We start from the raw sequence: 12,243 nt of genomic DNA on the forward strand, positions 1-12,243 counted from the left end.
TGCGCTCTCAATGGGTGCGTGATCGGAGTGCGCGTCTGGTTGATCAGTTACGAAGATGTCGCAAGGCTGAAAGTTTGGCTATTGACCTGTCAGCGAAGTGCTTCGGCGGTCGGTCTGGTACGGGCTTTGCTATACAAACACTCGTATGAATAATCCCACGCCTGTCGGTAACACTATCAGGCCATTGTTCCTGGTGGGATAGCAATAAATCCGGTGATGGATGTTCGCCAATGGCCGACTCGGGCTTAGCGAACGTGAAAGGGCTACAGCCCGTTCGGCCGATTGGTGAGAAGTGAGTGATCCATTCTGTGGATTTTCTCCTACTAGACTCATAGCGCGGTCTCTACGTCGGTTGATCCCAAAAGAAGCCAACACGGGTCAACAACGCCTCAAAAGGGTGCGACAGGAATCACGCTCCGACACAACAAGAGCAAAACTGGAGGTTTGAATGAAGATGTTGAAATCCACCCTGGCCGTCGTGACTGCAGCCGCAGTGCTCGGCGTCAGCGGGTTCGCTCAGGCGGGTGCAACCCTGGATGCAGTGCAGAAGAAAGGTTTCGTGCAGTGTGGCGTCAGCGATGGTCTGCCAGGCTTCTCGGTTCCGGATTCCACCGGCAAGATCGTCGGTATCGACGCTGACTACTGCCGCGCCGTGGCTGCTGCCGTGTTTGGCGATGCGACCAAGGTCAAGTTCAGTCAGTTGAACGCCAAAGAGCGCTTTACCGCGCTGCAGTCGGGCGAAATCGACATCCTGTCGCGCAACACCACCATGACCAGCTCCCGTGACGCCGGCATGGGTCTGAAATTCCCTGGCTTCATTACCTACTACGACGGCATCGGCTTCCTGGCCAACAGCAAATTGGGCGTGAAAAGCGCCAAAGAGCTGGATGGCGCGACCGTCTGCATCCAGGCCGGTACCACCACCGAGCTGAACGTTTCCGACTACTTCCGCGCCAACGGCCTGAAGTACACCCCGATCACTTTCGACACCTCCGATGAAAGCGCCAAGTCGCTGGAATCCGGTCGCTGCGACGTGCTGACTTCCGACAAGTCCCAACTGTTTGCCCAGCGCAGCAAGCTGGCGTCGCCGAAGGACTACGTGGTTCTGCCGGAAACCATCTCCAAGGAGCCCCTGGGCCCGGTCGTGCGTAACGGTGACGACGAATGGCTGGCCATCGTGCGCTGGGTTGGCTACGCCATGCTCAACGCTGAAGAGGCTGGCGTGACGTCGAAGAACGTCGACGCTGAAGCCAAGTCCACCAAGAACCCGGACGTCGCTCGTCTGCTGGGTGCCGACGGTGAATACGGCAAAGACCTGAAAGTGAAGAAAGACTGGGTCGTGCAGATCGTCAAGCAGGTCGGCAACTACGGTGAAGTGTTCGAGAAAAACCTCGGCAAGAGCACTCCGCTGGAAATCGACCGCGGCCTGAACGCGCTGTGGAACAACGGCGGCATTCAATACGCACCACCAGTGCGCTGATGGTTCTATCACCCGGCAGGCCAACTGCCGGGTGATGTTCTGTTCCATTACATCCGGGGCACTTCATGCAAAATTCAATCGGCGCACCAAAGCAGAGGTTCAGCCTCAGCGATCCCAAAGTGCGTGCGTGGCTCTTCCAGATCATCACCATCATTGCGGTGGTCTCGATGGGCTGGTACCTCTTCGACAATACCCAGACCAACCTTCAGCACCGGGGCATCACCTCCGGTTTTGACTTTCTGGAGCGCAGTGCCGGTTTCGGCATCGCCCAGCACCTGATCGACTACACCGAAGCGGACAGTTATGCCCGGGTGTTTGTCATCGGCTTGCTCAATACCTTGCTGGTGAGCTTCATCGGCGTGTTCCTGGCAACCATCCTCGGCTTCATCATCGGCGTAGCCCGGCTGTCGAAGAACTGGATCATCGCCAAAGTGGCGACCGTGTACGTCGAGGTTTTCCGTAACATCCCGCCGCTGCTGCAAATCCTGTTCTGGTACTTCGCGGTCTTCCTGACCATGCCGGGGCCGCGCAACAGTCACAACTTCGGCGACACCTTCTTCGTCAGCAGCCGTGGCCTGAACATGCCCGCAGCGCTGGCAGCAGAGGGCTTCTGGCCGTTCGTGGTCAGCGTCGTGGTGGCCATCGTGGCCATCGTGCTGATGAGCCGCTGGGCCAACAAGCGCTTCGAGGCCACCGGCGAGCCGTTCCACAAGTTCTGGGTCGGTCTGGCCCTGTTCCTGGTGATCCCGGCGCTGTGCGCCCTGATCTTCGGCGCGCCGGTGCACTGGGAAATGCCGGTGCTCAAGGGCTTCAACTTCGTCGGTGGCTGGGTGCTGATCCCGGAACTGCTGGCCCTGACCCTGGCTCTTACCGTGTACACCGCGGCGTTCATCGCCGAGATCGTGCGTTCGGGCATCAAGTCGGTCAGCCACGGACAGACCGAGGCGGCGCACTCGCTCGGCCTGCGCAACGGTCCGACCCTGCGCAAGGTGATCATCCCGCAAGCCCTGCGTGTGATCATTCCGCCGTTGACCAGCCAGTACCTCAACCTGGTGAAAAACTCGTCGCTGGCAGCCGGTATCGGTTATCCGGAAATGGTTTCGCTGTTCGCCGGCACCGTGTTGAACCAGACCGGGCAGGCGATCGAAGTGATCGCCATCACCATGAGCGTGTACCTGACGATCAGTATCAGCATTTCCCTGCTGATGAACTGGTACAACAAGCGCATTGCGCTGATTGAGCGGTAAGGAAAAGCGCATGAGTACGCATACTTTCAAACCTGACATGCCACCACCGAGCAGCAGCATCGGTGTGGTGGCGTGGATGCGCGCGAACATGTTCTCCAGCTGGCTCAACACCCTGCTGACCCTGTTCGCGTTCTACCTGATCTACCTGGTGGTTCCACCGATCCTGCAGTGGGCGATCATCGACGCCAACTGGGTCGGCACCACCCGCGCCGACTGCACCAAGGAGGGCGCCTGCTGGGTGTTCATCCAACAGCGCCTGGGGCAGTTCATGTACGGCTACTACCCGCCGGAACTGCGCTGGCGCGTGGACCTGACCGTCTGGCTGGCGGTGCTCGGCGCAGCGCCGCTGTTCATCTCGCGCTTCCCGCGCAAAGCGGTCTATGGCCTGGGCTTCCTGGTGCTGTACCCGATCATCGCCTGGTGCCTGCTGCACGGCGGCGTCTTCGGCCTGACCCAGGTGGCGACCAGCCAGTGGGGCGGCCTGATGCTGACGCTGGTGATCGCCACCGTGGGTATCGCCGGTGCCTTGCCGCTGGGGATTGTCCTGGCGTTGGGTCGACGTTCGAACATGCCGGCGATTCGCGTGGTCTGCGTGACCTTCATCGAGTTCTGGCGCGGCGTGCCGTTGATCACGGTGCTGTTCATGTCGTCGGTGATGCTGCCGCTGTTCCTGCCCGAAGGCATGAACTTCGACAAACTGCTGCGGGCCCTGATCGGCGTGATCCTGTTCCAGTCGGCCTACGTCGCCGAAGTGGTGCGCGGTGGCCTGCAGGCGATCCCCAAGGGGCAGTACGAAGCCGCCGCGGCCATGGGCCTCGGCTACTGGCGCAGCATGGGCCTGGTGATCCTGCCACAAGCCCTGAAGATGGTGATCCCTGGCATCGTCAACACCTTCATTGCCCTGTTCAAGGACACCAGCCTGGTGATCATCATCGGCCTGTTCGACCTGCTCAACAGCGTCAAGCAAGCGGCTGCCGACCCGAAATGGCTGGGCATGGCCACAGAAGGCTATGTGTTCGCGGCCCTGGTGTTCTGGATTTTCTGTTTTGGTATGTCGCGCTATTCCATGCATCTGGAACGCAAGCTCGACACTGGCCACAAGCGCTAAGTCGCTACCCAATTTAGGAAGTTTTGTAATGAGCGAAGCAATCAAACAGCCGGTGAGCCCTGAAGGCATTATTCAGATGCAGGGCGTGAACAAGTGGTACGGCCAGTTCCACGTGCTGAAAGACATCAACCTGAACGTCAAGCAGGGCGAGCGTATTGTCCTGTGCGGCCCGTCGGGTTCGGGCAAATCCACCACCATTCGCTGCCTCAACCGTCTGGAAGAGCACCAGCAGGGCCGCATCGTGGTCGATGGCGTGGAGCTGACCAACGACCTCAAGCAGATCGAAGCGATCCGCCGTGAAGTCGGCATGGTGTTCCAGCACTTCAATCTGTTCCCCCATCTGACCATCCTGCAGAACTGCACGCTGGCACCGATGTGGGTGCGCAAGATGCCCAAGCGCAAGGCCGAGGAAATCGCCATGCACTACCTGGAGCGCGTTCGCATTCCGGAGCAGGCGCACAAGTACCCGGGGCAACTGTCCGGCGGTCAGCAACAGCGTGTGGCGATTGCCCGTGCGCTGTGCATGAAACCGAAAATCATGCTGTTCGACGAACCGACGTCGGCCCTCGACCCGGAAATGGTGAAAGAAGTGCTGGACACCATGATCGGCCTGGCCGAAGACGGCATGACCATGCTCTGCGTGACCCACGAAATGGGCTTCGCCCGCACGGTAGCCAACCGCGTGATCTTCATGGACAAGGGTGAAATCGTCGAACAGGCCGCGCCGAACGACTTCTTCGACAACCCGCAGAACGATCGCACCAAGCTGTTCCTGAGCCAGATCCTGCACTGATCGCCGCTCGGCAGTGACATAAACCCGGACCTGGTTCCGGGTTTATTTTTGCCCGGTTTTCGTGAGCCCTTCCTGTAGGGGCGAGCCTGCTTGCTCCTGCAGGCGTGCACGCGCGATTTGCACGGCTCGCAGGGCGTTGAGACGACCGTGGCCGTAGTAGTGACTGTGACCGGCCTGATCGTATTGACCGGGAGGGCCATCGTCGGCGTGACCGATTTTGTCGCAGCATTGAGCAAGAATCTGGCGCACCGACTCGCGGTCCAGTGCCGGGTTGGCGCTCAGTATCAGGGCGGCCACACCGGCTGCGCCTGGGCAGGCACTGGACGTGCCGCTGAAGGATTCGGTGTACGCCGGGCTGATCGGGTCAACAAACTTGCCGCTCAAATCCGTGGTTCGAATGCCTCGGGTCTGCGGGTTCGACGTGGCGGGTTTGAACTTCGGATCCGGGTGTGGCTGATCCCCGCTGGGGAAACAGCACCACAGGGCTTTGCCGTAATCGCTGTAGGCACTGCGCCGACTCTGGTCATTGCAAGCCCCCACCGCAATCACCATCGGATGGCTGGCGTAACCGTCGTTGTCCAGGCTCTCGTTGCCGTTACCCGCACCAAAGAAAATCACACAGCCTTTACCCGATCGGCCCTTGGTTGCCGCATATTCAATGGCCAGCCGGGTACTGGCGGCCAGCGCGAACACCTGGGTGTGCCTCGGATCGGTCGAGTCGGCCCAGTGCCCTTCGGCCGGGCCCCAACTGCAGGAAATGATGTCGGCACCCTGTTCCGCTGCCCAGAAGAACGCGTCCGCCTCGGCCTTCGCACCCAGGGGTCTGGTCAGTTTCAGCGGCATGAGGCTGGCCCGGGGGGCTACGCCGCTCGCACCGACTTCACCATTGGCACATGCCACACCGGCGGCAGCGGTACCGTGGCGTTCAAGCGCATTTTTGGGGCGTGGCCCACGCGCCGCGTTACGCCGATCAAAGTTTTGCGCGCCGATGATCTTGCCCGGTCCGGCAAATTCGGGGTGGTCGATATCAAAGGCATCGTCGATGATCGCAATCACCACGCCTTCGCCCTGGGCCAGTGCGTGAGCGGCCTCGACGCTGGCACTGGCATCGATCTCGACCTGATAGGTCACGGTGGTTTTCTTAAGGTGCCACTGATTGTCATGGATCGCCCGGCGCTGTCCCTGGCGCAGGATTTCGGGGTGGCAGTACTCGACGTCTTCACGGTCCAGCAGTTGCAGGGCGAATGAGCAGACTTGCGTGCCGCGACAGTGGGGGTGATGAACGAAGAAAGCATTTGTGGCGTAGGGCACTTGCTGTTTGATGCGCAGATTCAACGCATCGAGAATCACCAGGCACTGCGTCGGCGTAAGCTGATCGATGAATTTCAGGAAAATGTTTTCGGTGTACAGAACCGGATCCTGGGTGTGTGGATCCACCAGCACGCTGCCGGCGAAGCGTACGTCCGGCAACTCGCGCAGTAACGCCTTGCAGTGCGTGGCATCGGCTTGATCCGGTAACTTGAAGACCTGCACGTCGGCGTCCTCGACGTGCAGCAGCAACTCACTGTCGGCCAGCGCCTGACAGGCGGTTTCGCAGCACAGTGTCGCCGCGAGCGGGCGCCCGGCTTCACCGCGCACGGCCAGCAGTTGGCGGTTTTTTTCCAGAAAAAACGGGCGGCTGTGTTTCCTGCCGAAATTGACTTCTTCCATTGCTGATCCCATTGGCTGTGGGCGCGCGGGCAAGAGCACCCGCGCTCAATGTCAGGAAGTCTGCTGCGTTGTCTCTGTTGCGGATGTCGGTTCTGACTCGTCAGGGCAGTGGGAAATCACCTTTGAACGCGATGAATTTTGCCGACAGACCTGTAGGCTTTTTGGCGTCTTGCAATGTCTTTATCGGGTAGCCGGGATCAGGAAGTCAGTACGGTCTCCACTTCTGGGAACCGTGCTGCCAGCAATTGCCTCAGGTCAGCGCCATCGTTCAGCGCCTGTACTTCAGCGAGCAAATGAGGATGACGATCCAGCAGGCGCATCAGGATGAACAGGGGTTGTGGAGGGGCGAGCTCGCCGCGCTCGTAGCGGGAAAAGGCATTGTGCCCGCCACCGGACAGCCACTTGACCGCGTCTTTTTGAGTGAGCTGCAACTTGCGGCGGATGCGCCGCACTTCACTGCCCATGATCTGCAAGCCATCCACAAGCAGCTTGTCGCTGGCCTCTGAATAGCGCTCGGCGCTGTCAGTGTCGTGATCGAATTCGATTTCACCGCAGACCTGGCATTCCCATCCGGCAATGTTGTGTATCTGCCTTGCCATCTGTTTGCAGTCGATCGTAAATGAACGGCCGGCAAAGTAATGCATGCCATCGTGGGTACCGCAGCTGACGCATTGCTGTGTTTTCATTGGTTTCTCTCCTTGAAGGAGATGATCGGGTGGCCTCCGTTGGTGCGGTAAGTCACTTTGATGTAAATCTCCCGGTCCTCGTAGGTCGTGTGGTACACGTCTTGCCAAACTCGATGATCGGCATAAGTCGTCATCGATTTGTACAGCATTCTTTTCTCCAGCAAACAAACGGTCCGGATCATTTGATGGAGGTTCAACATCATTTTTCGACAACCCTCGCGAGCGGTCAGGGTAAATGCTTTGCTTTGCAGTCTGACAACCTCGGCCTGGATCACTGCCAAGTCGTAGTGGGGCGTGTTCTTTTCCATGAAAAACCTTGACCCTGCTCCTGAAATTACCCTCAAAGGGTAATTTTGACCAATCGAAAATCCCGTTCGTTTTTTCTCCATCTGACCCTAGGCGGTTGCCGTCCTACTTGAAGCTGACTAACATGTCAGAAAATTCATCCTATGATTGGACGAAAGCACGATTCACATGTCAGACATTTCCCCATTGATTAAACGTTCCCTGGTCGATCAGGCCTTGGAGCAACTGCGCCTGCGCATCACCGAAGGTGCATGGACCGTTGGCCAGCGCTTGCCCACCGAGCCCGAGCTGTCTGCCGAACTGGGCATCAGCCGCAACACCGTGCGCGAAGCCATGCGCGTGCTGGCGTTTTCCGGCTTGATCGAGATTCGCCAGGGCGACGGCAGCTACCTGCGGGCGGTGGTCGACCCGCTGGACACCGTGAAGGCGTTGTCGCGCTGCTCCCAGGAACAGGCGCGGGAAACCCGGCACATCCTCGAGGTGGAAGCCATCGGCCTGGCGGCCTTGCGCCGCACCGACGAAGACCTGGTGGCCCTGCGCGAGGCACTGGGGGTCAGTGGCCGTCACTATCACGGTGATCTCGACACCTACATCGCCTGTGATCTGGTGTTCCACCGTCGCCTGGTGGACGCCGCTCACAACCCGACCCTCAGCGAGTTGTATCGCTATTTCTCCAGTGTCGTCGGCGCACAACTGCGCCACTGCCTGAACATTTCCCCGCGCCGCCAGGAAGTGTTCGACCTGCACATCGAACTGCTCGATGCGGTCGAACAACGGGACCCGGAGCGGGCCAAAGCGCTGTCGAGGCAGTTGATCAATGAACCTTGAAAACGAGAACACCCTGGCGGGTCGCCCTACCCGGATCACCGACGCCAAACGCACGGCCGAGCTTGACGAGCTGCTGATCGACGCCGAGGCCGATGATGAACAGGTCCAGCAAAGCCAACCGCTGCTGCGCCGTCCGTGGTTGTTGCTGCTGGGCCTGATTCTGGTGGCGTTGAACCTGCGTCCGGCGCTGTCGAGCATGGCGCCGATGCTCAGTGACGTGTCGAGAACCCTCGGGTTGTCGGCGGCGCAAGCCGGTCTGCTGACCACGTTGCCGGTCCTTTGCCTGGGCCTGTTTGCACCGCTGGCACCGGTTCTGGCGCGGCGTTTCGGCGCGGAGCGGGTGGTGCTGGGCATTCTGTTGACGCTGGCGGGCGGCGTCATCCTGCGCAGCTCGTTCGGTACCATCGGCCTGTTCGGCGGCAGTGTGCTGGCAGGTGCCAGCATCGGCATCATCGGCGTTTTGCTGCCGGGTATCGTCAAGCGCGACTTCCCGAAGCAGGCCGGCACCATGACCGGTGTCTACACCATGGCCCTGTGCCTGGGCGCGGCCATGGCGGCCGGTGCGACCGTACCGTTGAGCGAGCATTTCGATAAAAGCTGGGCGTCGGGCCTGGGCTTCTGGGCGATGCCGGCGTTGATCGCGGTTCTGTTCTGGCTGCCGCAAGTTGGCCAGAAACATGGCGCGCACAATGTGGCCTACCGGGTGCGCGGTTTGTTGCGCGACCGCTTGGCCTGGCAAGTGACCGCGTACATGGGCCTGCAATCGTCTCTGGCCTACATCGTTTTCGGCTGGTTGCCGTCGATCCTGATCGGTCGCGGCCTGACCCCGACCCAGGCCGGCCTGGTGCTGTCGGGTTCGGTAATCGTGCAACTGGTCAGTTCGTTGGCCGCCCCCTGGCTGGCCACCCGGGGCAAGGATCAACGCCCGGCCATCGTGATCGTCATGCTGATGACCCTCGGGGGACTGTTCGGTTGCCTCTACGCGCCGATCGAAGGCCTCTGGGGCTGGGCGATTCTGCTCGGTCTGGGGCAGGGCGCCACCTTCAGTCTGGCACTGACCCTGATCGTGTTGCGTTCACGCGACTCCCACGTCGCGGCGAACCTGTCGAGCATGGCCCAGGGCTTCGGTTACACCCTGGCGTCCCTGGGGCCGTTCGCGGTCGGCATCGTCCATGACTGGACCGGCGGCTGGAGCGCCGTCGGCTGGATCTTCGGCGTGATCGGCCTCGGCGCCATCATCGCGGGGCTGGGCGCCGGGCGCTCGTTGTACGTCCAGGTGGTCAGCGAAAAAGTCTGACTCACAGGTACACCACATCCAGCGTCGCCGAACCGTCGAGCTGGATGTCGGTGCTCACGTCCAGCTCGGAAGTCGGGGCGATGACGGTTTCGACGGTCACCCGACTCGTCAGGTGCTGGATGAAGATCGGCCCGGCGTTGCTGCCGGCGATGTCGGTAAAGCCCAGGTAGCTTCGAGCGCCAATCGGGATCGGCCGGCTGTTCGATGAACTCCAGGCCACGCCGCCCGTGGTGGAGTCGGTGCGAAACACCTGGGACAGGTCATCCACCACCGTTTGCGTCGGGTCGAAATTCAGCGAGTACAAACCGATCTTGTTGCCCCGGCTGTCGTGGTTCAGTCCATAGTAAATCTCGCTATTGACGATGGCCGAGCCGTCGCGGTTGTCGCGCATGACCAACGCGAAACGCGCAGGACCGTTGCACTGGAGGGTGAAGTCGAGGTGCTTGTCGTGCAGTTGCGTACGCTTGTCGACGCTCAGGCTTTTGTAGGAAATTTTCCCGTAATCCACCAGGCCGTTATTGGACAGGGCGGGCGTGCACGCGATGGGGGTGATCCGTCCCTTGACGGTCAGGTCCACCGTCGAGGCGGCGTGGGCGCCGGGCGTGGCGCCGGCGAGTAAAGTGAGCACGAGCAAGGCGAAGTGAGTGTTCATTCGCGAAAGTCCCTTGGGTTGGATCGGACACTGAGCCGCTCGCACCGATTGCGGTGCGAGCGGCGACGGCGTCAGAAGTAGGTCATGTCGAAAGTCACCGAACCGTCGAAGCTGACTTCGTCGTTCAGCGTGAGTCCGTCGGTGGCGGCGATATGGGTAGAGACGTCGATCTCGAAAGCGACGTCTTGCGCGATCATCGGCGTGGTGGTGTCGCTGGGTGAGCCGGCGGCGATGAGAATGTTCGGACGCAGGTGGTGATGAGCGCCCCAACTGGCCCCGTTGTCCCAGGAAATGATGGTCCGGGCCGGCTGCCCGTCCGCCACGACGCCTTTCATCATCGGAATGACAAAGCCGATTTTTTCGTTGGCCGGGGTGTTGCCCAGGCCATACCAGTCCCGGTTCGACGGGGTCCCGGCCCTGTTGTCGATCGAGCGCAGGGCAAAAGTACCCGGTGCTTCACAGCTGACGGAAAGGCGAATAGTGTGGACCCCGATGTTGGTGTAGGTGGCCGCGTTCAGGTCTTTCTTCGAGATTTTTCCGTGATCGATCACCCCGCCATCCGACAGGCTCGGGGTACAGGCCGCCGGGGTGATGGCACCGGTGACGCTCAGGTCAGTGCTCGACGCCGCCAGCGCAGAAGGCGCGAGGCCGATCAGGGCGGTGGCGGTCAGTGCTGCTAAACAATGCTTCATTTTTCACATCCTTATGTCGTTGAAAAGCGCCCCCAAGGGAGCGAGTCCGGCTCAGAGGTAATTCATTTCCAGCGTGGCCGAACCGTCGATCTGGACTTCATTGGTCAGGTCCAGGCCGTCGGCGCGCAGGATGAACGGGGCGATGTCCAGTTCCATGGCAACGTCCTGTACGAGGATCGGCTGGCTGGTATCGCTCCTGTCGGCCACCGAGGCGTAATCCCCCGGCATCCAGAACACATGGCCCTCCCAGCCGGTTTGGCCGTCCTTGGATTTGATCGGCAGGACCGACACGCCATCGGCCACCGCGTTGAACATCGACACCATGAAATGCCCCAGATTTTGGCTGCCATTGATTTTGCCGAGGCCGAAGGCCGATGCCAGGTTGCTCGAACCGAGACGGTTATCGACGCCCTTGAGCGCAAAACGCTGGGGCGCGTCGCATTTGACGCTCAGGATCACGGTGCGCTTTTCGAGGTAGGTGCCGCTGGTTTGATTCAGATCCTTCGACGAAATCTTGCCGTATTCGACGACACCCCCTTCGGACAGGGTTGGCAGGCAGGCGCTCGGGATGATCGAGCCGGTGACGCTCAGATCCGTGCTCGAAGCTGCCAGTGTATGTGGCGCTATGCCGATCAATGCGGTGGCGGTCAGTGCTGCGAAGTACTTTTTCATTTCCAGGTTCTCATCGATTTGAAATTTTGCCTCTGTAGGAGCGAGCTTGCTCGCGATGGGCGTCAACGATGACGCGCGCTGTCTGGTTCGACGCGGCGGCCATGGATTTTTCGCGAGCGAGCTCGCTCCTACAAAAGCGTGGGTCATGGCTTTAGCGGTACACGACTTCGATTGTCGCGGAAGCATCAAGGATGGTTTCGTCGGTCAATGTCAGGGTTTTGGAAGGCGCGATGAACGTACTGACTTCCAGATCCATGGTGAGGTCTTTCACCATGATTGGGGTTTGCTGGTCTGCGGCAGTGCCAGCCGATACGAGCACTGTTTTGTTCAGGCTGGTGCCCTTCGTCCAGGACACGCCTTCATCCTCAGACTTGATAGCCTGAGCCGCCTGTCCATCTGCCGAGGTCTGTTTGATCCCGACATAGACAAAACCGAGTTTTTCTCCCGCGTTGCTCAATCCCAGGCCAAACCAGCCGCTGGTTGATTCCGTACCGTGTTTGTTATCGATCGATCTCAGGGCAAAGGGCGTAGAGCCATCACACGCCATGGTCAATTGCAGGGGGTCTCTGCTTATTTCCGTATTCACGTGGAGGGCAAGATCCGCCGCCGAGAATTTGCCAATATCGATCACACCGCCCCCGGACAAGCTCAACGTGCAAGCATTTGGCGTGATTTTGCCGGTCACGCTCAGGTCGGTGCTCGAAGCTGCCAGCACATGCGGCGCCATGCCGATCAGGGCCGTGGCCGACAGTGTTGCGAGGTACTTTTTCAT

At 60.2% G+C, this 12,243-nt stretch carries 13 protein-coding genes; 6 read left to right on the plus strand and 7 right to left on the minus strand.

The features are described from left to right. The first annotated feature begins 448 nt into the window (after window positions 1–448). From ACM6IM_RS24240 to ACM6IM_RS24255, 4 genes are all read left to right on the plus strand, one after another. Window positions 449–1,480 carry an amino acid ABC transporter substrate-binding protein gene (locus ACM6IM_RS24240; RefSeq protein ID WP_414866513.1) on the plus strand — a complete coding sequence of 344 codons (1,032 nt, stop codon included), beginning with the start codon at window positions 449–451 and terminating at the stop codon, window positions 1,478–1,480. 65 nt (window positions 1,481–1,545) lie between these two features. Then, window positions 1,546–2,727, plus strand: coding sequence for an amino acid ABC transporter permease (locus tag ACM6IM_RS24245; protein ID WP_192305157.1), 1,182 nt, complete (start codon window positions 1,546–1,548; stop codon window positions 2,725–2,727). A gap of 10 nt (window positions 2,728–2,737) precedes the next feature. Beyond that, a complete protein-coding gene (locus ACM6IM_RS24250; protein ID WP_192305159.1) occupies window positions 2,738–3,835 on the plus strand; it encodes an amino acid ABC transporter permease in 1,098 nt (365 codons plus the stop codon). A 28-nt stretch (window positions 3,836–3,863) separates the two neighbouring features. After that, the gene (locus ACM6IM_RS24255; protein ID WP_003178331.1) at window positions 3,864–4,628 is read left to right on the plus strand and encodes an amino acid ABC transporter ATP-binding protein; all 765 of its coding nucleotides are present in this window, start codon (window positions 3,864–3,866) and stop codon (window positions 4,626–4,628) included. Between the two features lie 42 nt (window positions 4,629–4,670). On the opposite strand, the gene ACM6IM_RS24260 is transcribed toward ACM6IM_RS24255, so the two are convergent. The 3 genes from ACM6IM_RS24260 to ACM6IM_RS24270 all read right to left on the minus strand — a co-directional run bounded on the left by ACM6IM_RS24260 (window position 4,671) and on the right by ACM6IM_RS24270 (window position 7,332). Further along, window positions 4,671–6,338 carry a S8 family peptidase gene (locus tag ACM6IM_RS24260; RefSeq protein WP_414866514.1) on the minus strand — a complete coding sequence of 556 codons (1,668 nt, stop codon included), beginning with the start codon at window positions 6,336–6,338 and terminating at the stop codon, window positions 4,671–4,673. Between the two features lie 197 nt (window positions 6,339–6,535). Further along, a complete protein-coding gene (locus ACM6IM_RS24265; RefSeq protein ID WP_414866515.1) occupies window positions 6,536–7,024 on the minus strand; it encodes a type II toxin-antitoxin system MqsA family antitoxin in 489 nt (162 codons plus the stop codon). Beyond that, the gene (locus tag ACM6IM_RS24270) at window positions 7,021–7,332 is read right to left on the minus strand and encodes a type II toxin-antitoxin system MqsR family toxin (RefSeq protein WP_414866516.1); all 312 of its coding nucleotides are present in this window, start codon (window positions 7,330–7,332) and stop codon (window positions 7,021–7,023) included. The genes ACM6IM_RS24265 and ACM6IM_RS24270 overlap by 4 nt, the downstream gene beginning before the upstream one ends. 166 nt (window positions 7,333–7,498) lie before the next feature. Here ACM6IM_RS24270 and ACM6IM_RS24275 point away from each other — a divergent pair, with 166 nt between their 5' ends. Both ACM6IM_RS24275 and ACM6IM_RS24280 read left to right on the plus strand, forming a co-directional pair. After that, entirely contained in the window at window positions 7,499–8,158 is a 660-nt protein-coding gene (locus ACM6IM_RS24275) for a FadR/GntR family transcriptional regulator (protein WP_192305165.1), read from the plus strand. Then, a complete protein-coding gene (locus ACM6IM_RS24280) occupies window positions 8,148–9,455 on the plus strand; it encodes a CynX/NimT family MFS transporter (RefSeq protein WP_414866517.1) in 1,308 nt (435 codons plus the stop codon). The genes ACM6IM_RS24275 and ACM6IM_RS24280 overlap by 11 nt, the downstream gene beginning before the upstream one ends. A gap of 1 nt (window position 9,456) precedes the next feature. Here ACM6IM_RS24280 and ACM6IM_RS24285 read toward each other — a convergent pair whose 3' ends face one another. The 4 genes from ACM6IM_RS24285 to ACM6IM_RS24300 form a co-directional block, all read right to left on the minus strand. Then, the gene (locus ACM6IM_RS24285; protein WP_371052047.1) at window positions 9,457–10,107 is read right to left on the minus strand and encodes a DUF1120 domain-containing protein; all 651 of its coding nucleotides are present in this window, start codon (window positions 10,105–10,107) and stop codon (window positions 9,457–9,459) included. Window positions 10,108–10,178: 71 nt separating this feature from the next. Then, window positions 10,179–10,799, minus strand: a complete 621-nt coding sequence (locus ACM6IM_RS24290; protein WP_192305172.1) for a DUF1120 domain-containing protein — start codon at window positions 10,797–10,799, stop codon at window positions 10,179–10,181. Between the two features lie 51 nt (window positions 10,800–10,850). Next, complete coding sequence (locus ACM6IM_RS24295; protein WP_414866518.1) at window positions 10,851–11,471, minus strand: DUF1120 domain-containing protein; 621 nt, start codon at window positions 11,469–11,471, stop codon at window positions 10,851–10,853. Between the two features lie 151 nt (window positions 11,472–11,622). Beyond that, window positions 11,623–12,243 carry a DUF1120 domain-containing protein gene (locus ACM6IM_RS24300; RefSeq protein ID WP_371052225.1) on the minus strand — a complete coding sequence of 207 codons (621 nt, stop codon included), beginning with the start codon at window positions 12,241–12,243 and terminating at the stop codon, window positions 11,623–11,625.

Origin of the sequence: Pseudomonas sp. IT-P12 (genome assembly GCF_949767465.1) — a bacterium.
Taxonomy (GTDB): domain Bacteria; phylum Pseudomonadota; class Gammaproteobacteria; order Pseudomonadales; family Pseudomonadaceae; genus Aquipseudomonas.